The sequence below is a fragment of the Corynebacterium kalidii genome (assembly GCF_022869005.1).
GTDB lineage: Bacteria > Actinomycetota > Actinomycetes > Mycobacteriales > Mycobacteriaceae > Corynebacterium > Corynebacterium kalidii.
In genome coordinates this window covers 64,579-90,459 of sequence record NZ_JALIEA010000008.1, presented here as the reverse complement: position 1 = coordinate 90,459, position 25,881 = coordinate 64,579, and the positions used below count along the sequence as shown (strand labels likewise).

Here is a 25,881-nt window from a genome sequence, read left to right as displayed (position 1 = left end):
GCTCACCATGGACGACTACAAAGTCTACGAATGCCTGCAGTGCGGGTACATCTACGACGAGGCGGAAGGCGACCCCGCGGAGGGCTTCCCGCCCGGCACCCGCTGGGAGGACATCCCCGACGACTGGGAGTGCCCGGACTGCGGAGCGGCGAAGGCCGACTTCGAGATGGTCCAGATCAGCCGCAAGTAGCCGCACGTAGCCGTCCCCGGCACCCACCCCGAGCCCGCACGACAGAAGAGAGACAGGACCAGCACATGACCCAACCCGACCACCAGCGCATCGTCGTCATCGGCGGTGGTGTGGCCGCCCACTCGGCACTCAAGGCCTTCCTCGCTGCGGCCGGGGACACCGTCGGGACCACCAGCGTGGATATCTTCACCCGCGAGGCGCACCACCCCTACCGTCGCCCCTCCGTGAACAAGGACATCCTCATCGACGGCAAGAGCGTCGACGAGGTCGCCCTCCCCGGCGCGGTCTTCGACGGTTCCGGGAACGTGGACGTCTCGCTGCACCTGTCCAGCGAGGTCACCGCTGTCGACACGGCGGCCCGGACCGTCACCGTCGACGGGGAGCAGGTCCCGTGGGACCAGCTGGTCCTCGCCACCGGGGCGTCACCCCGCCACCTCGACGCCGCGTGGCTGGAGGGTCGCGAGGCCCACTACATCCGCACGCCGGAGCACTCGACCGCGTTGCGCGAGTCGCTCTCCGCCCTGGGTGCCGGGGACAACGTCGTCGTCATCGGCGGCGGCATCCTCGGCCTCGAGGCCGCCGCCGGCGCCTCGGCGCTGACCGACGCCACGGTCACCGTGCTGGAGGCGCAGGACGACATCTGCCGTCGCATCATGCCGGCTGCCGCGGCGACCTGGCTGCGGTCCAAGCACACCGCACACGGCATCGACATCCGCTGCGGCCTGTCCGACGCCGAGATCAACGATGCCGTCGCCGAACTCGACCCCGCCGTCATGGTCGTCTCCGTCGGTCTCGACCGTGACGTCTCCCTCGCCCGCGCCGCCGGGCTGGAGGTCGGACGCGGCATCGTCGTCGACGAGTTCGGCCGCACGTCCGTCCCCGGGGTGTGGGCCGCCGGGGACTGCGTCGAGATCCACGCTGAGGACGGCACGGTCACCCTGCCGGAGGACGAAGGCTCCGCCCGGCTGCTCGGCGGCATCGTCGGACTGTCGATCGCCGGGCAGGAGACCGACCGGTTCCTGCTCAGCCCGCCGAAGGGCTGGTCCCGACAGTACGGCGTCATGCTGAACCTGGTCGGCGCGACCGGGCGCCCGGTGCAGAGCGGCCAGCCCGGCCCGTCGAGCAACCCGTCCGACCATGAACTCGTGCTGGTCAGCGAGGAGGACGAGCTGGTGGTCTTCAGCCTGGAGTCCCGCGCCGGTGGCGAGTCCGTGGTCTCCGGCGTCACCACCGCAGGACGCAGTCCCGTCGTCCGCAAGGCGAAGAACGCACTCGGGATGACCATGGGCGAGGTGGAGAACGAGTTCTTCACCGACGGGGCCCTCATCCCCTCCACGAACTGACGGATAGGCTGGTCCCATGCACCCGGGACCGCACATGAGCCAGACGACCGTCGCCGACCGGTGGACCGTGGACACCACCACCGGATCCCTCAGAGGCCACGCCGTGAACCACGGCGTGGCCTTTCGTGGTGTCCCCTACGCCGAACCCCCCGTCGGACCACTGCGCTTCCGCCGTGCGGTGCCGAAGACCCCCTGGGACGGCACCCTCGTCGCCGACCGTCCCGGTGACTACTGCAGCCAGTGGCGCGACGGCCGTCACGGGTGGGTCGGCTCCGAGAACTGCCTCTGGCTCAACGTCGTCGTCCCCCGCAGCGGGACGCGTCCCGGCACCACCGGGACCATCGACCGGGAGGCCCACCGTCCCGTCGTGGTGTACCTCCACGGCGGATCCAACATCCACGGCTCGGCCCGTGAGCCCCTGCTCTCCGGCGAGTACTTCGCCGCCGCCACCGACGCCGTCTACGTCGCCGTGAACTACCGGGTCGGCGTCCTCGGCCAACTCGCCCTGGGGCACGCGGACTCCCTCGACACCGCCACGTACGAGACCAACACCGGGTTGTCGGACATCGTCACCGCCGTCGAGTGGGTGCACGCCAATGCGCGCTCCTTCGGCGGCGACCCCTCGCGCATCACCGTGATGGGCGAGTCCAGCGGCGGGGCGATGGTGACCGCGCTGAGCGCGTCACCGCGGATGGACGGCCTGGTCGCGGGTTTCATCGCCCAGTCGCCCGCCGCGGCGATGGTCCACTCCCCCGCCCAGGCCCGGGACCTGGCCGGCACGGCACTCGAGCTGCTCCGGGACCGTACCGACGCGGACCCGCTGACCGCCGACCACCGCGACCTGGCGTGGTTGACCGAGAAACTCAACGCCGTGTCCTGGGGGACCGTGGGCATCGCCGGTGCCTTCGCCCCGGTCCTCGACGACCTGCTGCCGCGTCACCCTCTCGAACCGGGGGCCCAGCTGGACGTCCCGCTGCTGGTGGGCACCAACCTCGACGAGTACGTGCTGATGCGCTGGAACCGGGTGTCCCGCCGCACGCTGCGGGACCAGACCCGTGGGTTCGCCTCCCTCGTCGACGCGGACCGGGCCCCGGGCGTCCTGTCGACGTTCTACTCCGACGGACGCCGACGGGGTGACGCCGGCCGCTTCATCGGCGACACCCTGTTCGCCGCCCCGTCGATGCGGCTGGCCGGACAGCACCCCTCGGGGCGGGCCTGGATGTACCGGCTGGACCTGACGACCCCGTCCCTCGACATCTCGGGGATCGGCGCGACCCACGCCCTGGACCTGCCGATACTCTTCGGACGCTACGACGCCGGACGGGGCCCCGGGGCGCTGGCCCTGGGCGGGCGCGACCGCATGGCGGCGACGACGGCGGTGATGCAACGGCGGTGGCGGGAGTTCATCCACCGCGGCGACCCCGGCTGGGCCCCCTACCGGGACGGGTTCGCCACGCAGATCTTCGACGCCGGGGAGCAGACCGTCGCCGACCCCGTCCCTGAACTGCGCGAGGCCTGGTCACAGGTGCGGTTGACGGGGTAACCGGGCGACCGGGCTCAGAGGCGGGCGTGGGCGCGGTGGCTGTCACCATGGGGAATATGTCCACTTTTCCGGACATTTTCACCATATCGCCGAGAACATGTCTACTGTGTGGACATGTCCCCCTCCTTCGACCCGATGGTACCGTTCGACGACCTTCCCCCTCTCCCCCCACACGGAGAGATCGAGACTCGGCGTGTGCTCAAGGCGGCCATACGTGCCAGGGAACAGCTCGCCACCTTGAACACGGCGTGCAGGTTGATTCCCAACCCGACCATCATCACCTCGACAATCCCGTTACGCGAGGCGAAGGCTTCGACCGAGATAGAGAACATCGTCACCACGAACGATGAGCTGTTCCGCGCAAGTCAAGGTATCGACACCGCTCCCACCGCCGAAGCAAAGGAAACACTGCGATACAACGAGGCACTACATCTCGGCAACCGGAGCCTTACCGAGCGCCCTCTGAGTGTCCGCACTGCCATCGACGTCTGCAGTGCACTGCAGAACGCACCTGTCTCCATCAGATCGACCCCTGGCACCTATATCGGCGACCGCCGGTCCAACACCCGGACGTATACTCCCCCCTCAGGCGCGGAGACGATCCAACGGCACCTCTCGTCATGGGAGCGATTCATATACACCGACCATGACCTGGACCCTCTCGTGCTCATGGCCGTGCTCCACTACCAGTTCGAGGCAATCCACCCGTTCCACGACGGCAACGGCAGGACGGGACGCATCCTCAACATACTCCTGCTCATCCAGGAGGGTATCCTCGAGCTTCCGGTGCTGTACCTGTCCGGAATTATCGTCCGGCGGAAAGAAGAGTATTACGACCGTCTCCTCGCCGTGACTTCCCAGGGTTCCTGGGAGGAGTGGATCCTGTTCATGCTCCAGGCTGTCGAAGAGGCAGCCCGCGAATCGTCTGATCTCATTAACGATCTCCGCGCGATGGAGGAGAGTATGTCGACCCGTCTCCGTGAAGAGTGTTCTATCGCGCCCGCCAAGGAGCTGGCCGAACTCCTGTTCACGCTCCCCTATATCCGGATCCGGGACATCGAGGCCCATGGACTCGCCAGAAGACAGACCGCTTCCCACTGGTTGACGCAGCTTGTCGACAAAGGAATCCTGGAACAGGCCCAGGCGGACGGGCGTCAGAAACTGTTCATCAACCGCGGTGCCCTCGACATCCTCACCCGAATGTGACCGGGCGACCGGGCTCAGAGGCGGGCGTGGGCGCGGTGGCTGTCTTCCCCTGCCGCACCTTCGAAACCGGACTCCTCGGCGGTGTCCCAGATCCCGCGATCCCAGATACCGGCACGCTTGGCCACGACCGTGGCCGCCAGCGACTGGCCGGTCACGTTCACCGCGGTGCGGCCCATGTCGATGATCGGCTCGATGGCCAGCAGCAGCCCGACACCGGCCAGCGGCAGGCCCAGGGTCGACAGCGTCAGGGTGAGCATCACCGTGGCGCCGGTGGTGCCGGCCGTGGCGGCCGACCCGATCACGGAGACGAAGATGATCAGCAGGTAGTCGGTGGCCCCGAGGTCGATGCCGTAGAACTGGGCGACGAACAGGGCGGCGATCGCCGGGTACACCGCGGCGCAACCGTCCATCTTCGTCGTCGCCCCCAGCGGCACGGCGAAGGACGCGTACTCGGTGGGCACGCCCATGGAGCGTTCCGTGACCCGCTGGGTCACCGGCATCACTCCCATCGACGAGCGGGTGATGAAGCCCAGGGACGTCACCGGCCACACGCGACGGTAGAACCCGAGGACGGGCAGGCCGTTGAACGCGAGCACCGCCGGGTAGATGACGAGCATGACGATCGCCAGGCCCACGTAGATGGCGAGCACGAACTTGCCCAACGAGCCCAGGGCGTCCCAGCCGTAGTCGGCGACGGCGTGGCCGATGAGGGCACCGGTGCCGATCGGCGCCAGCCGGATGATCCACCACAGCACCTTCTGCACGACGGTGAGCAGGGACTCGGTGACGGCCAGGAACGGCTCGGCGGACTTGCCGGCCTTCACCGCCGCCACACCGAGCACGATGGAGATCACCAGCAGCTGCAGCACGTTGAAGCTCAGGCCGATGTCACCGTCGGAGTTCGCCGAGGCGGCGAGACCCAGGATGTTGTCCGGGACGATGGACTCGAGGAAGCCGAGCCAGGACCCGGAGCTGGACGGTTCGGCGGCGCTGGAGGCGTCCACCGACGTTCCTTCCCCGGGGCGCATGACCAGGCCGACGCCGATGCCGACGAGGACGGAGAAGAACGCGGTGATCGCGAACCAGATCAGGGTGCTGGCGGCCAGCCGTGCGGCGTTGGCGACCTTGCGCAGGTTCGCCACGGAGGTGATCACCGCGGCGATGATCAGCGGCGGGATCATCAACTTCAGCAGCGTGACGTAGGTGGAGCCCACCTCGTCGAGGAGTGTGCCCAGCCAACTCTGCTCGTCGTCCGGGAGGTCCGCGCCCTGGGCGCGGGCAATGAATCCGAGGATCAGCCCGATGACGAGACCGGCGATGACCTGTGCGCCGAAGCCGGTGAGCCAGCCGGGGATGCGGCTGGTCCGGTGGTCCTGTGTTGTCGACATGTGTGTTCCTGTCCCTGTCCGTGTCCCCGCCTGTGGGCGGGACGAACAGACTCATCTGTCTGTTGCGTCCATACTGTAACGCCACGGGGCCGGGAATCCATTCCCGGGGCCCGTCCTTTCCTGGAGGTTAACTGTCAGGCAGGTCAGGAGTCCATGTCGATCGGCATCCGGGACCGCCGAGGGCTCGCGGTGGCGCTCGCCGCCGGTATAACGTTGGACGGCAATGAGCCTGACCACCACACGTTTCACCCCGTCTGCCCTGTTCGCCCGGCGTCGTGCCGCCGCCACCGCCACGACGGTCGCCGCGGCAGGTGCCCCGTCCCGCCGTATCCGCACGCGCGACGTCGCCAACGTCGTCGCGGTGGTCACCGCACTGGCGGTCATCAACGTCACCGCCCACTTCTCCCAACTCGCGGCGGTGGCGGCCACCGTACCGGTCGGTGTCGCCATCCTCCTGGCCATCGCCCGCGCCAACGGCATGACCTGGCGCGACCTCGGACTGGCCCGCCACACGCACGGCCGGGGCCTGCTCTACGGCCTGGGGGCCGCCGCCCTGGTCGTCGTGGGCGTGGGCATCGCCGTCGCCCTGCCGTTCACCAGGGAGTTCTTCTTCAACGAGTCCTACGCGAACCTGCGGACAGCGCTCATCGCTGCCCTGGTGATCATCCCCCTGCAGACCGTCCTGCCGGAGGAACTCGCCTTCCGCGGCGTGCTGCACGGCACCCTCGCCCGCATGGGCGGAACGAAGCTGGTGTTCATCGCCAGTTCCCTGCTGTTCGGGCTGTGGCACATCGCCAGTTCACTGAACCTGACGGCGAGCAACGCCGGCCTGACCGCGTTCCTGGGCTCGGGCACCGCCGCCCAGTGGACGGGCGTGGGCGCGGCGGTGGTGGCCACCGCAGCCGCCGGCGCGGGGCTGACCTGGCTGCGTCACCACACCGGCAGCGTGATCGCGCCGATCGGCCTGCACTGGGCGCTCAACGCCGTCGGTGCCCTCGCCGCCGCGGCAGCCTGGCAGCTCCTGTAGGCCCGGGACACGGCCGACGCCCGACCGCCCGACACCCCTCACTCGCAGGCGACGCCGTCGTTGTCGCCGTCCATCTGCGCGCGGTAGCCGGGCTGGCCGCGCAGGAGCGGTGCCGCACCGGCGGCGCGGACCGCGGAACAGTTCGCGTAGTAGGCCCCTGCCCCCGGGTCCGCGGCGGGCACCGCCGGTTGCGGCGCGCGGGGAGCCTCGGGGGCTGGTTCGGGGGCCGGCTCAGGAACCGGTACAGGCGCCGGCTCCGGGGCGGGTGCCGGGGCCTCGTCGACCGGGACGATCCCCTGCGCCCCGCACCTGCCCAGCTCGCGGGCGATCGCGTCGCGTTCCGCGGCGGTCACCCACAGGTCGTACTTCGCCTTGACCTGCACCTGTGTGGCCACATAGGTGCACCGGAACGACCGGTTCGCCGGCAGCCACGTGGCGGCGTCCCCGTCGCTCTTCTGCATGTTCGCCGGGCCGTCGACGGCGAGGAGGTTCATGTGGTCGTTGGCGAGCTGCTCCCGACGCTCCGGCGCGAGCTGCTGGGCGCCCTTCTGCCAGGCGTCGGACAGTGCGACGACATGGTCGATGTGCACGGCGGTGCTGGTGTCCGGCCCGCGCACGAAGTCGATGGTCGTGGCGGTGTAGGGGTCGGCCAGGGTCCCGGCCAGTACCTTGCAGGACCCCTCGCGGCGGACGTCGGTCATGTCCCGGGCAAGCACGTCATTGCGCTGGTCACAGCCGTTACGGTCGGTGTCCTTCCACCGCTGGCCGAATTCGTCGCGGCTGTACCCGGTCTTCGGGGCGCGCCCCTTGACGGCGAGCGTGCCGAGCATGTCCATGGCGTCGCGGACCGCGGGGTCCCCGTGCCCTGACGCGGCCTCGGCGTCCCCCGCCCCGTCCGCACCGGTGGTCTCCGGCGCGGCGGACGGCAGCGTGGGCGAGGCCGTCGAACCGACGGTCGTGGCGGTCGTGGCAGCCGCAGCGGTCCCGTTGTCCCCGGTGTCCCCGGCGCTGCCGCAGGACGACAGGACGAGCGCGGCGGTGGTGGCGAGTACGACGGCGACCGGTCGCCCGATGAATCTCATGTGACCCCTGAGTCTGGTGTGACAATTACTCATCACATACTAAAGGGCGGGGTGCCGGCACCGGAAGTCAGGTGTCACCCCCGCGACGGGGCCGGCCGGCAGCGGGCCGCGACCACCAGCAACAGGATGAAGCACAGGATCCCGGCCAGCCCCTGCAGATTGCTCAGCAGCCAGTTCCCCTCGAACCGGGTGTAGAGCGGCTCGCGGTCACCGAGGTTGTTGTCGAACAGCAGGTTCACCAGCGTCAGCACCGAGACGCCCACCAGGGTCAGCCGGTCGGCCACGGTGCCGGGCCATCCGACCAGCAGTGACGCCAGCAGCCCCACCGCCACGATGATCCCGGTCCAGTGGTGCGTCACCGCGACCGGCGCCGAGATGCTCACCGCCAGCACCATCAGCAGCAGGGTGGACACGGGCCGTCCCGCCGCGGACAACCGGTACGCACCCCAGCCGGCGAGCACGGCGATCACCAGCAGCCCCGGGACCATGACCGTCTGCGCCAGGTCGCCGTCCATCCCCGCGCGGGACATCAGGCCGGTCAGCGCCTGGTTCGGCTCGTACTCCGGGGCCCCGCCGCGCTCCCCGTTGAAGAACTCGTCGGTCCAGTAGAACAAGGACTCCGCCGGGCGCACCACCCACCCCAGCACCACCGTGACCAGGAACGCCCCGGCGGAACGGGCCAGGTCGCCCCAGCGTCGCGACACCAGGAACACCAGGGCGTACGCCGCCGGGGTGATCTTGATGCCCGCGGCCAGACCCACCCCGGCCCCGCGCAGCCAGCGGGGCGTGTAGCCCAGCAGGTCCGCGGTGACGAGCAGGATCAGGAAGACGTTAATCTGCCCGTACATCAGGTGGGTCTGCACCGGTTCAAGGCACAGCGCGAAGCCCAGCAACGCCACCGCCACCCACGGGGCCCGGGCCAGACGGAGCCGGTCGGCGACCATCGCCAGCACGCCCCAGGCAGCCAGCAGGGACGTGACCGTCCACAGGGTCTCCATCACGCTCTCGTCGAACCAGGTCAGCGGGACGAACAGGGCCGCGGCCAGGGGCGGGTAGATGAAGGCGAAACCGCTGCGGGAGTCGAAGTCGTCGCCGTAGAGGCCACCGCCCTCGACGATCGCCCGACCGGCGTCGCGGAAGACACCGACGTCGAGGAGGTAGTTCCCGGCGACATGGCCGACGATCCCCACCAGCTGCCAGCACAGCAGGACCAGGCCCAGCACCACGGCCGCCCCGGCGGCCCACCGCCCGACGGTGCCCTGTGGCGCCCGACGCGGCAGCTCCGCGGAGTCACCGGGGCTGGCGGGACGTGACAGGGTGGCACGTGTCATGGGGCTACTCTCTCCGTGGGTCGCGGGGCCGGTCGGGACCAGGGTGGGTGACGGACGAGGGACCATAGTAGGGATCCAGGCTGAACGGAACCGACCGGCACACTGAAAGACCGCTGTCAGCCGTACTGGGCTGACAGCGGTCAGGGGACGCGACGAGGGTGGGGCCCCTATGCGCCGCCGGAGATGTTGCCGTTACCGTCCTCGAGGTGGGCGCGGATGAACCACTGGAATTTCTCCATCTCGCGGACCTGGCCCACGATGAGGTCCTCGGTGACCGGGTCGAGCTGGCCGATGGCGGAGTCCGCTTCGCGGGTGTCGACGATGACCTTGTCGTAGACCTCGTTCAGAGCCAGGAGGTGCTGCTGCACCGTGCCCTTGTTGATCGGGTACTGCAGCGGGTCGCGGCCCGGTGCGTGGGAGTCCGGGGTACCGACCGGCTCGCCGCCGAGGGCGGCGATACGCTCGGCGACGTCGTCTGCGTCGCCACGGACGCGTTCAACCTCCGGGTCGAGCATCTCGTGCACGCCGATGAACGTCGGTCCGACGACGTTCCAGTGCGCGTGCTTGAGGATCAGGTGCAGGTCGTTGTAGGCGGTGAGCCTCTCCTGCAGAATATCGATGACCTGCTTGGCGTCGCCTTCGGACAGGCCCGGGACTGTGAAGTTACTCATGGTGTGAACCGCTCCTTTCCCTTCCACAGCTTACGCCGTCCCGGAGCAACCCGCCATGTTCACATAATTGTTCTCGCGGACCTGGCGTGGAATGTAGTGTTACCGATATTATGACTTCACGAACAAACCCCTCCCGCGCCCGCCAGCTGGTCCGTAAGGCCCAGGGGCAGGTCATGAAGCGTGTGTTCTCCGGACCGCAGGCGTTCGAGCGGTCCCTCGACGTGTGGCCGCCGTTGGCCGGCGCCGGGGTGAAGGTCCGGAACATCAGCGACGACTGGTCCCGGGGCGACGTGGTCCTGCGGCTGGGCCCGTTGAACCGCAACATGCACGGCGCGGCCTTCGGCGGCACCCTGTTCGCCATGACCGACATCCTGTTCGGGACGTTGGTGATGAAGCGCCTCGGCAAGGACTACGAGGCGTGGACCAGGACCGGTAGCTTCCAGTACCTGAACCCCGGCCGCAACGGCGCGAAGCTCGTGGTCGAGGTCGACGACGCCCTGATCGCCGAGATCATCGGCAAGGTCACCGCCCACGGCTACTACAACGTCGCCTTCACCTCGGTGATCCGCAACCAGGACGGGACCGTCGTCGGGATCGGCCAGCAGGACCTGCACGTCCGGCCCCGCAAGGGCCGCGAGGCCAGCCGGGCCACGGCGGCGGACGGCTCCACCACCCCCCGTGGCGTCGGTGAGTCCGCCCCGCCCCTGGAGCCGCGCGGCATCACCCTGGCCTCCCTGGTCACCGCCGTGGCCTGGCGGGCCTGGGGCAGCGACGCCGACGCCCCGGAACGTGGCGGGAAGCTGAACTCCGTCCTCAGCCACAGCCGCCGGATCCCCCAGCCCGAGGACCAGGCCCGCTACGTCGCGGCCGAGGCGCTGACGACCGGGGCGCTGAGCCGGGAACAGATCCTGGAACTGCACATCCCGGAACGGTTCCTGCCCGACGGGGACGGCGGGGAGCGCGGTAACGGCGGGGACGGCGGGGAGCCGACGTCGTGACCGCCACCCGACCCGACCGCCGTCGCCGGTCGCTGCCGACACGCGTCTACCGCTCCGTGGAGAGCTACGTGACGCGCTACGTCTTCTCCACACCCCAGGGGCTCCAGAAGGTCACCCGGTTGTGGCCCCCGCTGGCCGGGTCCGGCATCCGCTTCCGCGACGTCGCCGACGACTGGTCGCACGGCGAGGTGGTCCTGCGGCTCAGCCCGATGAACCGCACGCCGAACAACGCCGCGTTCGGCGGCACGCTGTTCGCCATGACCGACATCCTGTTCGGCACCCTCGTCATGCGGCGGCTCGGGTCCGACTACCAGGCGTGGACCCGCACCGGCTCCTTCCAGTTCCTCAACCCCGGCCAGAACGGTGCCAGGCTCGTGGTGGACGTCGACGACGCCATGGTCGCGCGCATCCGTGACCGTGTGGCCGCGGACGGCTACTTCAACGTCAGCTACACCTCGGTGATCCGCAACCCCGACGGGACCGTCGTCGGGATCGGCCAGCAGGACCTGCATGTTCGTCCCCGCAAGGGGCGCGAGGCCAGCCGTGCCTTCGCCACCGACGGGTCGTCGACGGCCCGGTCGGCGTCCGAGTCGGCCCCGCCGTACGAACCCACCGGGATCACGCTGGCCTCACTGGTGACCGCCGTGGCCTGGCGGGCCTGGGGCGGCCCGGAGAACGCCGCGGCCGGGGACGGCCGGTTGAACTCCGTCCTCAGCCACGCCCGACGGATCCCGTTGCCCGAGGACCGCGCCCGGTACGTGTGCGGGGAGGTCCTGGCCGACGGGGTGCTGTCCCGCGACGACATCCTCGGGATGCGCATCCCGGAGCACCTGGTCCCCGGGGAGGACGGGGCGGACGGGGTCACCGGTCGCTGACCGGCCCCTGGACCGGCCCCTACTCTGCGCCCTGTTCCGCGCCGGTGTCCCGTGGCAGCACGAACGCGAGGATCTCGGGGAGGGTGACGACCCGCGGGAGGAGTCCGGCGTCGTCGACACCGACAAGCTGCTCGCTCTCCTCACGCATCCGCCGGAACGCCTCGTAGACCGGCATCGACGCCGGCAGCACGAGCAGCTCCCGGGCCAACGGTGCGGCGGTCTCCGTCCTACCGTGCGGAAGGGTGTCGCGCACGTGCACGACCCGCATCACCGCACCGCCCTCCGGGCCCTCCAGCAGGACGCGCATCTGCGCCGTCCTACGGGCGGCATCCTGCACCTCGGCGACCGTCGCCGACGCCGGCAGGTGCGGCACCGTCGTGCCCGGCAGCTCGCCGAGCGTGCGTTGCTGCAGGTCCAGGGCTCCGGCGATCTGCGACTGGAACTCCGCCTCCAGCGCCCCCTCCTCCGCGGAGTGGGCGACGAGGTGGCGCAGGGTGGCGGCGTCGTGGCCCGCGGCGGCGGCCCGGTCGACCGGCTCCACGCCGGAGAGCCGCACCAGACGGTTCGCCACCCGGTTCATCCACAGCAGCAGGGGCCGCAGGAACCAGGCCAGCGTCCGCGCCGGCAGCGACACCAGACGGGCCGCCCGCTCCGGGAAGGCGATCGCCCACGACTTCGGGGCCATCTCACCGACCACCAGGTGCAGGAACGTCACGATGAGCAGCGCCACCAGGAAGGACACCGTGTAGGCGGCCCCGTCCGGGATCCCCCACGCGGAGAACAGCGGGTTCAGCCACGACGACACCGCCGGCTTCGTGACCGCGCCGAGGGCGAAGGTGCAGGCGGTGATACCCAGCTGGGCGGCCGCGAGCATCACGGTCAGTTCGTTCACGCCGCGCAGGGCGGCCCGCGCCGAGGCGCTCCTGTCGGCGATCTCCTCGAGCCGGTGGCGTCGCACGCCGAGGAGCGCGAACTCGACCATCACGAAGAACGCGCTCCCCACCAGCAGCAGCAGGGTCACCAGGACCACGGTCAGGTCATTCATCCCCGGTCACCTCCAGACGGACGAGCAGTTCGGTGGGTACGTGGTTGCCGACCTCGGTCACCTCGGCGACGAGCACCCGGTCCTGCGGCCGGTCGTCGACCACCTCGCGGGGGTCCCGGGGCAGCTCGACCTCGATGACCTCCCCGACCTCGGGCAGGGAGCCGAGTTCCTCGATGACCAGGCCGGCGAGGGTCTCGAACTCGCCGTCCGGGAGCCGGACGTCCAGGACGCGGGAGACCTCGTCGAGGTGTTCGTCCCCGGCGATCCGCCAGGTGGGGACGTCGCCGGGGGAACCGTCCTCCCGGCTGATGTGGTGCTCGGGGCCGTCGTGTTCGTCGGTGAGTTCACCGACGAGCTCCTCGGCCAGGTCCTCCGCCGTGAGCACCCCGGACACCCCGCCGTACTCGTCGACGACGCAGGCCAGGCGGTTGTCCGACTCCTCCAGTGCCGCGAGGGCGTCGGGCAGCACCATCACCTCGGGCACCACGACGGGCTGACGGACCAGCAGGTCCACCGTCGTCGACGGGTCGAGGTCCGGGTCGAGGACGTCGTCGAGGTGCAGGACACCGTAGAGCTTCTCCTCCTCCTCGTGCGTCTCCGGATCCTCCACCGACCCGAGCACGGGGTAACGGGTGTGCCCGCCGGCCATCCGGACGCGGGCCTCGGCCACGGTGGTGGAGGGGCCCATCTCACCCAGCCGCGCCCGCGGGACCATGGCGTGCTCCACCGTGCGGTCCGGGAAGTCCAGGATGCGGTCGATGAGCATCGACAGGTCACGGGGCAGCACGCCGGAGGCGCGGGAGTCGGCGACGATGCGTCCCAGATCCTTCCGGTCGGCGGTGGAGTCCACGTCCTCGACCGGGGTCACGCCCACCAGCCGCAGCAGGGCGTTCGACGACCAGTCGAAGAAGGCGACGAGCCAGCCGAAAAGGAACAGGTAGACCTGGGTCGACCGGGCGAGGGCGCGGGCCAGGGGCTCCGGTGCCGCGATGGCGAGGTTCTTCGGGTACAGCTCGGCGAAGACCATCTGCACGACGGTGGCGACCACCAGCGTCACCGCGGCGGCCACGGCGGCGGTCCCCGCACCACCGATCAGCTCCCCCACCGAACCACCGATCATCGGCTCGGCGAACTCACCGATGAGCAGGCCGGTCACGGTGATGCCCAGCTGTGCGCCGGAGAGCATGAAGCTCGTCCGCCGCGTCACGGAGAGCGCGCGGGTGGCGGACGCGTCACCGGCCGCCGACAGCGCACGCAGGCGCGCCCGGTCGACGGACATGTAGGCGAACTCCTGCGCGACGAAGTAGCCGTTGGCGACGATGAGCGACAGGATGAGGACGATGCCGAGCAGCAGCATCAGCAACGGGCTCACCGGTCACCCCCTGTGGCCGGTGCAGACGTTGCGCGGGGCGGGCGGCCGCAGCCGCCCTTCATACTCGGATACGGACCATCGTCCATGGTGGACGCTCAACTCCTTCGGGTCATGAATACAGGTGCTACGCAGGATACACGATCGCGCGTACCCTCGGCGTGCATGAGTACCTCGATCCCCGACATCCACCGCGCCGCCAACGACCGCTACGCCACCATGCCGTACAACCGCAGTGGCCGCTCCGGGTTGAAACTCCCGGCGGTCACCCTGGGCCTCTGGCACAACTTCGGTGCCGACCGGCCCCTCGACACCCAACGGGCCATCCTCCGACGGGCCTTCGACCGGGGCGTGACCCACATCGACCTCGCGAACAACTACGGCCCGCCGGCCGGCGCCGCCGAGGAGAACTTCGGCCGGATCCTCGCCGCCGACTTCCGCCCGTACCGCGACGAGCTGGTGGTCAGCTCCAAGGCCGGGTGGTACATGCAGGACGGTCCCTACGGCTTCGGCGGGTCCCGGAAGTACCTCGTGGCCAGCTGCGACGCCTCCCTGCGCCGGATGGGCCTGGACTACGTCGACATCTTCTACCACCACCGCCCCGACCCCGAGACCCCGGTCGAGGAGACGGTCGGCGCCCTGGACCACCTGGTGCGGTCCGGCAAGGCGCTGTACGTGGGGATCAGCTCCTACTCCCCCGCCCTCACCCGGCGGGCCGCCGAGGTGGCCCGGGAGCTGGGCACCCCGCTGACGATCCACCAGCCGTCCTACTCCATGTTCAACCGGTGGGTCGAGGACGAGCTGCTGTCCACCTGCGCCGACGAGGGCCTCGGCGTGATCGCGTTCTCCGCCCTGGCGCAGGGACTGTTGACCGGGAAGTACCTCGACGGGGTCCCGGCGGGCTCGCGTCTCGGCGAGCGGAAGATGTCGGGGTCCTTCCTCACCGAGGAGACCCTGGAGGCGATCCGGGCGCTGAACGGCATCGCCGAGCGACGTGGACAGTCGCTCGCCCAGATGGCGATCGCCTGGGTGCTGCGCCGCCCGGAGGTCACCAGCGCGCTGATCGGCGCGTCCTCGGTGGAGCAGCTGGACGACTCCCTCGACGCCCTGGACAACCTGGAGTTCACCGACGGGGAGCTGGCCGAGATCGACCGGTGGGCGGTGGACCGTGGCATCAACCAGTGGGCCGGCGCCACGGAGTCGACGGAGTAGGTGGGGCCGGCGGCGTGGATATCCGGCAGGCCTGGCCATCCGGCGGCCGGCATCCATCGCACCCCATCAGCGCCTTAAATAAATCCGACCTGCACCTTTGCGGACATCAGTAACTTATCGGGTGCGAATGCCGGACCGTCGGCGCACGATGCCCCACCCCACCGCCGCCGACCGGGCCTCAGGACGCGGCGAAGGCGGCGACGACCGCGGCGTTGAACGCCGGCAGGTCGTCCGGGGTGCGGGAGGAGACGATGGTCCCGGCGCCGGCAGGTCCCTCGCAGGTGGGCGCCTCCTCGTCGACCCAGGTCGCACCCGCGTTGACCAGGTCGGTCCGCAGGCTCGGGAACGAGGTCAGCGTCCTGCCCCGGAGCACGTCGGCGTCGGTGAGGATCCAGGCCCCGTGGCAGATCACGCCGACAGGCTTGCCGGCGGTGACCACGTCACGCACCAGCGACACCGCGGCGGCGTCGAGCCGGAGCGCATCCGCGTTGGACGTCCCACCAGGCAGCAGGACGGCGTCGACGGTGGACGCGTCGACGTCCGCCGTCCCAGCGTCCGCAGGCACCTCGGTACCGTTCTTGCCGGTGATCGCCGACCCGCCCGGGGTGGCGACGACGACCGCGGCGCCGGCGTCGGAGACCGCGTCGCGCGGAGAGGTCAGTTCGGAGTCCTCGAAGCCGTCCGTCGCCAGGACGACGACGGTGCGGCCCGTGAGCACCTTCTGGTCGGACATTGTCGGTACCTCCTGTGGGTCGGTTGCTCATCCACCCACGACGGTACGCGCGATGTCCGGCCGGCGTCAGAACAGTCCGGTCGGGCTCTCGTCGTAGGACCACAGCAGGTTCTTCGTCTGCTGGTAGTGGTCCAGCATCATCAGGTGGGTCTCCCGTCCGATACCGGACTTCTTGTAGCCGCCGAACGCCGCGTGCGCCGGGTAGGAGTGGTAGTTGTTCACCCACACCCGGCCGGACTCGATGGCCCGCCCCGCACGGTAGGCGGTGCGCCCGTCGCGGGCCCAGACGCCGGCGCCGAGGCCGTAGTCGGTGTCGTTGGCGATCCGGATCGCCTCGTCGAAGTCCTTGAACGTGGTCACCGCCAGCACCGGCCCGAAGATCTCCTCCTGGAAGCAGCGCATGGCGTTGTTGCCCCGGAGGATCGTGGGCTCCACGTAGAGCCCGTTCTCCAGGCCCTCGACCGTGCGCACCCCGCCACCGATCAGCACCTCGGCGCCCTCCTCAGGGCCCGACTTCAGGTAGCCGGTGATCTTGTCCATCTGCTCCAGGGACGCCTGGGCGCCGATCATCGTTGCCGGGTCCAGCGGGTTGCCGGCCTTGATGGACCGCACCCGCTCCACGGCGAGGTCGAGGAACTCGTCGGCGATGTCCTCCTGGATCAGCGCCCGCGAGGGGCAGGTGCACACCTCTCCCTGGTTCAGCGCGAACATGGCCAGGCCCTCCAGCGTCTTCTCCCGGAAGGAGTCGTCGGCGTCCATGATGTCGCCGAAGAAGACGTTGGGGGACTTGCCGCCGAGCTCCAGGGTGACCGGGATCAGCTTGTCCGCCACCGACTTGTTGATGATCTTGCCGACCTCGGTGGACCCGGTGAAGGCGATCTTGGCGATCCGGTCGTTGGCCGTCAGCGCGGCACCGGCCTCCTCACCGAGACCGTTGACGATGTTGAGCACACCGTCCGGCAGCAGGTCCGCGATGAGCTCGGCGACCAGCAGGATCGACGCGGGCGTCTGCTCGGCCGGCTTGAGCACGATCGCGTTGCCGGCTGCGAGTGCGGGACAGATCTTCCACGCGGCCATGAGGATCGGGAAGTTCCAGGGGATGATCTGGCCGACCACGCCGAGAGGCTCGTGGAAGTGGTAGGCGACCGTGTTCTCGTCGATCTGCGAGAGCGTGCCCTCCTGTGCCCGCAGCGCCCCGGCGTAGTAGCGGAAGTGGTCCACGGCCAGCGGCAGGTCCGCGGCGAGGGTCTCGCGCACGGACTTGCCGTTGTCCCAGGTCTCCGCGACGGCGAGCATCTCGAGGTTCTCCTCGAGGACGTCGGCGATCTTCAGCAGCACCCGGGAGCGCTCCTGGACACTGGTCCTCCCCCAGGCCGGCGCGGCGGCGTGCGCGGCGTCCACCGCCTTGTCGATGTCCTCGGCCTGGGACCGGGCGACCTCGGTGAACACCTTGCCGTCGACCGGACTGATGTTCTCGAGGTACTGGCCACCCACCGGGGGGACCCACTGCCCGCCGATGAAGTTCTCGTAGCGGGGCTTGAAGGACACGAGGGACCCCTCGGTCCCCGGAGCGGCGTAGGCGTTGCTGGCGGTTGCTGTGGTGGTCATGGTGTGGTGCCTCCCATGCAGGTTACGTCGATGACGGTGGGGCGGGCGGTGCTGTGTCGCGCCACCGCCCAACGTAACCCTTTTCCACGGTGATGACGACCACTATTTTTTCATAGTGTTACGTCGGCCACCCGGCGCACCGCCCGGATCACCGCCTGGTGCGGCCCCGCAGCAGCCCGTCCACACCGAACCGTCCTCCGGCGACGGCGCCGACGAGGGCGGCACCGGCCGCCAGGACGAGGACCAGCTCATAGCCGCCCTCGCCGACGAAGATCGTGCCGGCCGCCCGGTGCGCGAACCAGAACGCACCGGCCATGTCTACGACCACCAGCACCGCGACCAGCGGCGTCAGCAGACCGATGATCAGCAGCGCGCCACCGACCAGTTCGACGACCGCGGCGAAGACCGCGGACGCCGTGGCGGCGGGAATACCCATGGACTCGAACCCTTGGGCGGTGGCGTCGATACCGTTGGTGAAGAACTTCTGCCACCCGTGGGCGAAGAGGGTCACGCCGATCGCGACGCGGGCGAGGAGGATGACGACGTTACTGACGGTCGCGGACATAGCGGGGACCTCACGGCCTTTCGTACGGAGAGTAGTTACCCTGCCCACCCTAGAGGAAGTAGTTGACACGTCAACAACTTTGTGACGCAGCACTCACCTCACAGACGCCCGGCGCGCACCGCAACCGGCCACGACACCTGACGCGGCCGGCCGTTGTCCCCCCAGATGTCCACGATGTCCGAGGAGAAGTTCAGGAACAGGTCGGACCTGCCCTGCTGTTCTGCCTTCCGCACCGCCGACCACGTCCCGATGTAACCCAGGAACGCCTCCCGGTCCAGGTCAGCGTCGATACTGAGCTCAGGGACGTCCAGCTCATCGAAGGGGAACGGCATCGTCCGGTACCCCTCGTCGACGTACCGGCGCTCCGGGTCCCAGTACGGCCCGATCTCGTCGTAGTAGAAGCGGCCGAAGCGCTCCTGAACGTCCTGGTCCGAGATCCTCAGGATCCCGTAGCTGACCAGCGCGAGCAAGGCCCCCGGGCGCCCGATGCGCCGGCACTCCGCGTAGAAGTCCGACAACGAGAACCAGTGGGCCGCCTGCGCTGCCGTGACAAGGTCGACCGAGCCGTCTGGCACCGGCAACGCCTCGGCGGAGGCCACCTCGTAGGTGATGTTCGGGTGCTCCGTCGCCGCGGCGATCTGCGACCCGCTCGGGTCGAAGGCGAGGACCCGATCGAAGTAGTCCGCGAGCTGCACCGACAGCTGCCCCGTCCCGCAGCCGACGTCCACCGCCACCCCCGCCGCCGGCGTGTGCTCCGCGAGGAACCCGGACACCTGCGTGGGGTAGGACGGCCGGAACGTCGCGTACTCCGCACCGCCGGTGAACCAGTTGCTGCTGGGGGCCTCCCGCTTGTCAGTCATGTTCCTCAGGGTACCGGCCCAGCGCGGGGGCACCGCGGAATCATACCCTTGGCCAGCCGGAGTCATACCCGGGGCTGACGACCAGCTCGCCCGCAGCTGGAAGTCTCAGAGCTCGTGGACACACACCAGAACCGCATCATCGGACTCGACATCGCCCGCGCCGTCGCGATCGTCGGCATGACCGCCGACCACTTCGGCCCCGCCTCCTGGGCACCCTGGGTGATGGGCTGGCCCTCGATCCTCTTCGCCTTCCTCTCCGGCATGTCGATGGCGTTGATGACCGGCCGCGGTCGTGCGGCCGGCGTGCCGACGTCGCAGACCCGCCGGCGCATCGCCGTCCGCGGCCTGATCCTCCTGGTCGTCGGGATCCTGCTGGCCTCCGCCGGACCGGACATGGTCATCGTCCTGGCCACCCTCGGTGCGTCCTTCCTGCTGTGCACCACGCTGGTCTCCCTGTCCGGCCCGACGCTGCTCGCGCTCGGTGCCGCCGGCACGCTCGTCCTGCCGCAGGCGTCCCACTGGCTGCGGCAGAACGTCTTCCCCCTGACCGGTGACGAGATCGCCGCCGTCCCCCGCCTCGACCACCTCACCTCACTCGACGGCATGGGCACGGCGCTGCAGGCGCTGCTCCTGGACGGCATGTACCCGGTGATCACCTGGCTGCCGGTGATCGTGCTCGGGATGGGTGTGATGACCGTCGGCGTGGACGGCGTCCGCCGCGTGGTCTGGTCCGCGGTCGGCGTGGCCTCGGCCGCGGTGTCCTGCGTCGTCACCTGGGTCGCGGTCGCCCACTTCGACGTGAAACCGATGATGATGGAGTTCATGGGACTGCCGCTGGGCGAGTTGGCGGAATCGGCGGGCATGTCGGAGTTCGGGGCGTGGCGCATGTTCAGCTCGTCGATGGGGACCACGACGAACACCGGGGACCTGTTGGTCAACGGCGCGCATTCCGGGTCCACCCCGGACCTGCTGCTCCACACCGGGATCAGCCTGGTGCTCGTGTGCGCCTGCCTGTGGGCCGGCGACCTGCTGGGACGACGGGCGTTCCCCCTCGCGGCCCTGGGGTCCTGCGCCTTCACCGTCTACGTGGGTCAGGCGCTGGTGTCCGCCGGGATCAACCACTGGCTCCCCGACGTGCAGGACGGGCCCGGCACCTCTCTCCTGCCGCTGACCTGCTACCTCGGCGCATCCCTGGTGTTCTGCATGGTGTGGAAGCACTTTTTCCGGCGCGGCCCGCTGGAGCAGTTCATGCACGTGGCGTCGAGCCCGTCGCCGCGGATGTCGTAGCTGCCGCGGTGACGTGACTGCCTCGGCTGTCGCAGATGTCGAATGATCGCCCTCCCAGGCAGCGGATCAGTGTATTTCGCTACCTGGGAGGGCGATCATTCGACATCGCGGGAAACCGGAGGTGCCGCGCGCTGACCGTCGGCTACCCCACCGGCAGATCCGGCAGCGGGGTGCGGTGCAACCAGGCCTGCCAGACGTCGTCGAGCGGTTCGGGGCTCACCGCGTCGGCGAGGGCCGTGAACTCGTCCGTGGTGCCGAGGCGGTGCCTCCTGGTGTCGGCCCAGGTACGCAGCAGTCCACGGAAGGTCTCGTCGCCGAGGGTGCGCCTGAGCGTCTCGAGCAGCAGCGCGCCCCGCTTGTACACGCGGTCGTCGAACATGTCGGCTGCACCGGGGTCGAGGAGCCTCAGGTCCTGCGGCAGCCCGGCGAGCCGCGCGTGGTGCTCCTCGGCGCACTCGGCGATCGACGGTCCACCGGACTCCTGGGACCACACCCACTCGGCGAAGCAGGCGAACCCCTCGTTGAGCCAGATGTCCTCCCAGCGGGCGAGGCCGACACTGTTGCCGAACCACTGGTGGGAGATCTCGTGTGCGATGAGCCGCTGCTCCGACTCCTCGCAGTGGTTCAGGCCGAAGGACGCCATGCCCTGCGCCTCGAGGGGGATCTCCAGGTCCTCGTCGACGACGACGATCGTCAGGTCCTCCTGCGGGTAGTCGCCGAACCAGTCCTCGAAGACTGCGACCATGTCGGGCACCGGCGAGAACGCCTCGCGCACCAGGCCGGAGTGTGCCGGCGGGGCGACGAGCCGCGCGGAGCCGACCCCCCGCGGGGCGCGTCCGGTCACGGCCCGTGCCCCGGCGCGCACCGCACCGCCGACGACGTCACCGACCGTCGTCCAGCGGAACGCGTACTCCGAGTACTCCCCCACGTTCGCGGCGAGCAGGTACGTCGCCGTCGGCACCCGACTCTCGAACCGCCAGGTCAGCTTGCCGCCTGCCGGTGTGACCCGCCCCGGCACACCGGTCACGGCGACGAAGAACCCCCGGTCGCACGTGAACTCGACGTCGTAGGTGCCGCGGTCGTCGACACGGTCGTTGCAGGGGAACCACGTGGGTGCGCCGCACGGCTGCGAGGCGACGAGCGCACCGTTCGTGAGCTCCTCCCAACCGACCTCGCCCCAGTGCGACCGGCGCGGCGCGGGCTTGCCGGCGTAGTCGATGACGACGGTCAGCGTCGTCCCCACCGGCAGGCGGTCGTCGAAACGCACGTGGAGCGCGTGTGCCCCACGTTTGAGCTGCTTGTGCACCTTCCCGTCGACGCGCACCTTGCCCGCCCGGAGCCCGACCAGGTCGAAGCGCAGGTCACGGGTCTCCTCGAGCACGCGCACGGTGAGCTCGGCCCGCCCCTCGAGGCGGTTGGTGCGTGGGGTGTAGTCGAGGTCGAGCCGGGTGTGCGCCACCGAGAAACGGGGGTCGCCGGAGTCCGGGAGGTACGGGTGCGGGGCAGAGGTCGGGGACATTGTCGCAATCCTATTTCGTCGACTGGTAGGCGCGCACCTTCACCGCACGCCACGGACCGATCGGGTTGCCGCTCCACCGGGAGCCGACGGGCACGCCCTCGCCGCGCATCACCAGCGAGGCGGGGCCGACCGTCGCGTGCGCACCGATCGACGCCGCGGGCAGGATCACGCTGTGCGGGCCGAGCGTCGCCCCTTCCTCGAGTTCGACGCGGTCCATGCTCATGATGCGGTCGTGGAACAGGTGCGTCTGCACGACGCATCCCCGGTTGACGGTGGACCCGTCGCCGAGGGTCACCAGGTCGGGTTCGGGCAGCCAGTAGGAGTCGCACCACACACCCCTGCCGACGCGGGCGCCGAGGGAGCGCAACCAGACGGCCATCGCGGGTGTGCCGACGGCGGCCCTCGCGAACCAGGGGGCGGCGAGCATCTCGGTGAAGGTGTCGCTCACCTCGGTGCGCCACACGAAACTCGACCACAGCGGCCGCTCGCCCGCCCGGATCGGTCCCACGATCACCCACTTCGCGACGGTGGACACCGCCGCGGCGACCGCACCGGCGGCGAGCATCACGACACCCGACAGCAGCAGGCTCCACCAGGGGCCCAGCGTGGACCAGAGCCACGCGAAGACGCACAGCACGACGACGCCGAGCAGGCACGAGACCAGCACCGGGATGAAACGGCAGAGCTCCCACACCGTGCGCGCGATCCGCAGGCCCACGCTCGGGTGGTAGGTGCGCTCGTCGTCGGCGGTCTGCGTCGCACGGCGCAGGCGCGTCGGGGGCGACCCGAGCCACGACGAGCCCGACTTCGACTTGTCGGGGGCGACCGACAGCACCGCGACCAGCGAGCGCTTCGCGACCCGGTGCCCCGGGCCGGCGATCCCCGAATTGCCGAGGAACGCCCGCTTGCCGATGCGCACGGGCGCGATCCGCATCCAGCCGCGGTGCAGTTCATAGGAGGCGACCATGGTGTCGTCGGCGAGGAAGGCGCCGTCGTCGATCCGCGTCATCGTCGGCAGCAGCAGCACCGTCGACGCCTCGACGTTGGACCCGACCCGGGCACCGAGCAGCCGCAGCCACACGGGGGTGAACAGGCTCGAGTAGATCGGGAAGAGGAAACTGCGCGACGCGTCGAGCAGGCGCTCCGTGGTCCACACCTGCCAGCCGACGCGGCTGTGCACGGGGAACGTCCCCTCCTTCACGCCGATCGAGCACAGGCGCACGAGCACCAGGACCGCCCCGGCGTACACGACGCCGACCGCGAGCACCGCCGGCGCCAGCCAGACGAGCGAGCCGAGCAACCCCTGCCAGGGGGTGTCCGCGCCCGCGATCCCGGTCGACAGGATCGCGGCCCCCACGGCGAAGGCCACGAACGGCAGCAGGGCGAGGGCGACCGAGGACACGCCGTAGGCGACCTTCCACGCCGGCACCTGCCGCGGCTTCTTCCCGGGCCACACACTGCCGGAACTTCCTGAGCTCCCTGACCTGCCCCGTGCACCGCCGATACGCACGGCGGGCGACCCGCCCCACCGCTGGCCCGACTTCACCCGGCCGAACACGGCGGAGCCGACGGCGATCTCCGCGCCGTCGTCGATGCGGGTGCCGGGGGCGAGTGTCGACCGCGCCCCGACGGTGACGTCGCGGCCGATGCGTATCCGCCCGACGCGCAGCAGGTCACCGTCGATCCAGTACCCGGAGAGGTCGGTCTCGGGCTCGATCGCCGAGTTGCGGCCGATCTCCAGCATCCCGGTGATCGGCGGCAGCGTGTGCAGCGACACGTCACGGTCGACCTTCGCACCGAGCAGACGCGCGTACGTCGTGATCCAGGGGGCACCCGCGAGACCGACGGCGTCGATCTGGGCGGCGAACTGCTCGGCGATCCACAGACGCATGTGGGTGGCACCACCCCGCGGGTAGTCACCGGGGGCGAGCCCGGACAGCAGCAGGCGGGCCACGAGCGCGGCGGTACCCATGCGGCCGAACGGGGTGGAGACGACGAGGACCGCGATGCCGAGCACCCACCAGGACACACTCGGCATGACGCGGAAGGCGTCGGCGTCGACGGCGGTGAGGACCGTGCCCGCCGTGAGGAGGTAGACGAGCCACCGCACGCCGCCCGCGATGAACAGCGGGATCCCGGCGAGCGTCTGCAGCCACTGGGTGCGTCGCGGTGTCGGGACGGGCCGGCGGAAGGAGTCGGGGTCGTTCTGCGCGTCGGTCGCGGCGACGGCCTTCGCCATCGCCTCCAGCCGCGGCACGTCGTACACGTCGGCGACGGCGAACTCGGGCACCCTGACGCGGATCCGGCTGACCAGCTGGGCCGCGGCGAGGGAACCACCGCCGAGGTCGAAAAAGTTGGCGTCGGTGCCCGGCACCGGCGTCCCGAGGACCGCCTGCCACTGCTCCGCCAGCCACTGCTCGGCCTCCGTGCAGGACGCGTCGATCCCCTCACCCGGGGTGCCCTGGCCCGCCCCGCCCCCGGTCGCCGACGGTGGCAGCGGCCACGGGAGCGCCGCACGGTCCACCTTGCCCGAGGTCCTCGTGGGCATGTCGTCGACGACCGCGAGGACCGGCATCACGCCCGCCGCGAGCCGTGCGGCGAGGTGCTCACGGGCCGCGCCGCGGTCGAGTTCGCAGCCGCCCTCGACGACGAGGTAGCCGACCAGCAACGGCACCCCCGCGTCGCTCTCCCTCACGGCGGCGGCCGCCGCGGTGACACCGGGCAGGTCCTGCAGCGCATTCTCCACCTCGCCGAGTTCGATGCGACGCCCGCCGACCTTCACCTGGTCGTCGGCACGACCGACGAAGATGAGGCCGTCCTCCTCGTACCGCACCAGGTCGCCGGAACGGTAGGCGCGGTCCCAGCCGAGGGTCGGCATCGGGGCGTACTTCTCCGCGTCCTTCGCGGGGTCGAGGTAGCGGGCGAGCCCGACCCCGCCGATGATGAGCTCGCCCTGCTCCCCCGGCGCGACGCGGGCACCCTCGGTGTCGACCACCGCGAGGTCCCAGCCGTCGAGGGGCAGGCCGATGCTGACCGGACTCGTCCCGTCGAGCCGGCAGCCGCACGACACCACGGTCGCCTCGGTCGGGCCGTAGGTGTTCCACACCTCGCGCCCCTCCTCCCCCAGGCGCGCGGCGAGCTCGGGAGGACAGGCCTCTCCGCCGAAGATGAGCAGCCGCACGTTCTCGATCGCCTCGGCCGGCCACATCGCCGCGAGCGTCGGCACGGTGGAGACGACCGTGATGCCCTGGCGCACGAGCCACCCGGCGAGGTCCTCCCCGCTCCGCACCAGCGAGCGGGGCGCCGGCACGAGACACGCGCCGTGGCGCCAGGCGAGCCACATCTCCTCGCACGACGCGTCGAACGCGACCGACAGCCCCGCGAGGACGCGGTCGCCGGGGCCGAGCGGGTCGTCCTGCAGGAAGAGGTTCGCCTCCGCGTCCACGAACGCCGCCGCCGAACGGTGCGTCACCGCGACGCCCTTCGGCACCCCCGTGGAACCGGAGGTGAAGATCACCCAGGCGTCGTCGTCCGGTGCCGGGTCGTCGGCGTCCACCCCGCCCCGGGGTCCACCCTGTGCGTCGCCTACCTGCGCACTCGGCACGTAGCCGTCGTTGCCGACGATGCCGACCGCGTGCGCCTCCCCGAAGACCAGGCGGGCCCGCTCATCGGTGTCGTCGACGTCGACCGGGACGTACGCGGCGCGGGCGAGCATCACCGCGAGAATCGAGACGTAGAGTTCCTGCGAACCAGAGTCGACGCGGACCCCCACGCGGTCCCCCGGCCGCACACCCGCCGAGCGCAACGTCGCCGCGGTCGCCTCGACCGCCTCAAGCAGCTCGGCGTAGCTCAGCGCCCCCGACCCGTCGTCGATGGCCGAGGCTTCGGGGTACGCCTCAGCGGTCGCCCGAAGAATGTCGACCAGGGTCCGGGGAGGTGCCGCGACATCGCCACGTGTGAGCGGCGGTTGAGAATCATCAGTGGGATGCACATCGTCATCCAAGCACAGGTAGGTTAACAACCGGTGAC

General features: G+C 70.3%; 21 protein-coding genes. 9 read left to right on the top strand and 12 right to left on the bottom strand.

Annotated features, from left to right (window positions below; genetic code table 11):
- Positions 1-7 precede the first annotated feature (7 nt).
- The 4 genes from MUN33_RS01985 (at position 8) to MUN33_RS01970 (ending at position 4,282) form a co-directional block, all read left to right on the top strand.
- A complete protein-coding gene (locus tag MUN33_RS01985) occupies positions 8-190 on the top strand; it encodes a rubredoxin (RefSeq protein WP_244803277.1) in 183 nt (60 codons plus the stop codon).
- Between the two features lie 65 nt (positions 191-255).
- Complete coding sequence (locus MUN33_RS01980) at positions 256-1,533, top strand: NAD(P)/FAD-dependent oxidoreductase (RefSeq protein ID WP_244803236.1); 1,278 nt, start codon at positions 256-258, stop codon at positions 1,531-1,533.
- Positions 1,534-1,567: 34 nt separating this feature from the next.
- Positions 1,568-3,076 carry a carboxylesterase family protein gene (locus MUN33_RS01975; RefSeq protein WP_244803235.1) on the top strand — a complete coding sequence of 503 codons (1,509 nt, stop codon included), beginning with the start codon at positions 1,568-1,570 and terminating at the stop codon, positions 3,074-3,076.
- A gap of 114 nt (positions 3,077-3,190) precedes the next feature.
- Entirely contained in the window at positions 3,191-4,282 is a 1,092-nt protein-coding gene (locus MUN33_RS01970; RefSeq protein ID WP_244803234.1) for a Fic family protein, read from the top strand.
- A gap of 14 nt (positions 4,283-4,296) precedes the next feature.
- Here MUN33_RS01970 and MUN33_RS01965 read toward each other — a convergent pair whose 3' ends face one another.
- The gene (locus MUN33_RS01965; protein ID WP_244803233.1) at positions 4,297-5,670 is read right to left on the bottom strand and encodes a dicarboxylate/amino acid:cation symporter; all 1,374 of its coding nucleotides are present in this window, start codon (positions 5,668-5,670) and stop codon (positions 4,297-4,299) included.
- A gap of 223 nt (positions 5,671-5,893) precedes the next feature.
- On the opposite strand from MUN33_RS01965, the gene MUN33_RS01960 reads away from it, so the two are divergent.
- The gene (locus tag MUN33_RS01960; RefSeq protein ID WP_244803232.1) at positions 5,894-6,697 is read left to right on the top strand and encodes a CPBP family intramembrane glutamic endopeptidase; all 804 of its coding nucleotides are present in this window, start codon (positions 5,894-5,896) and stop codon (positions 6,695-6,697) included.
- Between the two features lie 38 nt (positions 6,698-6,735).
- Here MUN33_RS01960 and MUN33_RS01955 read toward each other — a convergent pair whose 3' ends face one another.
- The 3 genes from MUN33_RS01955 to MUN33_RS01945 all read right to left on the bottom strand — a co-directional run bounded on the left by MUN33_RS01955 (position 6,736) and on the right by MUN33_RS01945 (position 9,781).
- Positions 6,736-7,779 (bottom strand): GmrSD restriction endonuclease domain-containing protein, encoded by a 1,044-nt coding sequence (locus MUN33_RS01955; RefSeq protein ID WP_244803231.1) that lies wholly within the window; start codon positions 7,777-7,779, stop codon positions 6,736-6,738.
- 74 nt (positions 7,780-7,853) lie between these two features.
- Positions 7,854-9,110, bottom strand: coding sequence for a glycosyltransferase 87 family protein (locus MUN33_RS01950; RefSeq protein WP_244803230.1), 1,257 nt, complete (start codon positions 9,108-9,110; stop codon positions 7,854-7,856).
- A 167-nt stretch (positions 9,111-9,277) separates the two neighbouring features.
- The gene (locus MUN33_RS01945) at positions 9,278-9,781 is read right to left on the bottom strand and encodes a Dps family protein (RefSeq protein ID WP_244803229.1); all 504 of its coding nucleotides are present in this window, start codon (positions 9,779-9,781) and stop codon (positions 9,278-9,280) included.
- Positions 9,782-9,891: 110 nt separating this feature from the next.
- Here MUN33_RS01945 and MUN33_RS01940 point away from each other — a divergent pair, with 110 nt between their 5' ends.
- Complete coding sequence (locus MUN33_RS01940; protein ID WP_244803228.1) at positions 9,892-10,779, top strand: PaaI family thioesterase; 888 nt, start codon at positions 9,892-9,894, stop codon at positions 10,777-10,779.
- Positions 10,776-11,654 (top strand): PaaI family thioesterase, encoded by an 879-nt coding sequence (locus tag MUN33_RS01935; protein ID WP_244803227.1) that lies wholly within the window; start codon positions 10,776-10,778, stop codon positions 11,652-11,654. Before MUN33_RS01940 ends, MUN33_RS01935 begins: the two co-directional genes overlap by 4 nt.
- Before the next feature lie 19 nt (positions 11,655-11,673).
- Here MUN33_RS01935 and MUN33_RS01930 read toward each other — a convergent pair whose 3' ends face one another.
- On the bottom strand, positions 11,674-12,699 hold the full coding sequence (locus tag MUN33_RS01930) for a CNNM domain-containing protein (protein ID WP_244803226.1): 1,026 nt from the start codon (positions 12,697-12,699) through the stop codon (positions 11,674-11,676).
- Positions 12,692-14,071, bottom strand: a complete 1,380-nt coding sequence (locus MUN33_RS01925) for a hemolysin family protein (protein WP_244803225.1) — start codon at positions 14,069-14,071, stop codon at positions 12,692-12,694. Before MUN33_RS01925 ends, MUN33_RS01930 begins: the two co-directional genes overlap by 8 nt.
- Positions 14,072-14,233: 162 nt before the next feature.
- Between MUN33_RS01925 and mgrA the strand changes: the two genes are divergently transcribed.
- Positions 14,234-15,280, top strand: a complete 1,047-nt coding sequence (gene mgrA / locus MUN33_RS01920; protein ID WP_255805271.1) for an L-glyceraldehyde 3-phosphate reductase — start codon at positions 14,234-14,236, stop codon at positions 15,278-15,280.
- A gap of 178 nt (positions 15,281-15,458) precedes the next feature.
- Here mgrA and MUN33_RS01915 read toward each other — a convergent pair whose 3' ends face one another.
- The 4 genes from MUN33_RS01915 to MUN33_RS01900 form a co-directional block, all read right to left on the bottom strand.
- Positions 15,459-16,013, bottom strand: a complete 555-nt coding sequence (locus tag MUN33_RS01915) for a DJ-1/PfpI/YhbO family deglycase/protease (RefSeq protein WP_244803224.1) — start codon at positions 16,011-16,013, stop codon at positions 15,459-15,461.
- 66 nt (positions 16,014-16,079) lie between these two features.
- Positions 16,080-17,621, bottom strand: a complete 1,542-nt coding sequence (exaC, locus tag MUN33_RS01910) for an acetaldehyde dehydrogenase ExaC (protein ID WP_244803223.1) — start codon at positions 17,619-17,621, stop codon at positions 16,080-16,082.
- A 148-nt stretch (positions 17,622-17,769) separates the two neighbouring features.
- Positions 17,770-18,186 (bottom strand): DoxX family protein, encoded by a 417-nt coding sequence (locus MUN33_RS01905; protein ID WP_244803222.1) that lies wholly within the window; start codon positions 18,184-18,186, stop codon positions 17,770-17,772.
- 98 nt (positions 18,187-18,284) lie between these two features.
- The gene (locus tag MUN33_RS01900) at positions 18,285-19,046 is read right to left on the bottom strand and encodes a class I SAM-dependent methyltransferase (RefSeq protein WP_244803221.1); all 762 of its coding nucleotides are present in this window, start codon (positions 19,044-19,046) and stop codon (positions 18,285-18,287) included.
- A gap of 114 nt (positions 19,047-19,160) precedes the next feature.
- Here MUN33_RS01900 and MUN33_RS14190 point away from each other — a divergent pair, with 114 nt between their 5' ends.
- Complete coding sequence (locus MUN33_RS14190; protein WP_244803220.1) at positions 19,161-20,333, top strand: DUF418 domain-containing protein; 1,173 nt, start codon at positions 19,161-19,163, stop codon at positions 20,331-20,333.
- Positions 20,334-20,475: 142 nt separating this feature from the next.
- On the opposite strand, the gene MUN33_RS01890 is transcribed toward MUN33_RS14190, so the two are convergent.
- A complete protein-coding gene (locus MUN33_RS01890) occupies positions 20,476-21,852 on the bottom strand; it encodes a M1 family metallopeptidase (protein ID WP_244803219.1) in 1,377 nt (458 codons plus the stop codon).
- A 10-nt stretch (positions 21,853-21,862) separates the two neighbouring features.
- On the bottom strand, positions 21,863-25,861 hold the full coding sequence (locus tag MUN33_RS01885; protein ID WP_439647820.1) for a Pls/PosA family non-ribosomal peptide synthetase: 3,999 nt from the start codon (positions 25,859-25,861) through the stop codon (positions 21,863-21,865).
- Positions 25,862-25,881 lie beyond the last annotated feature (20 nt).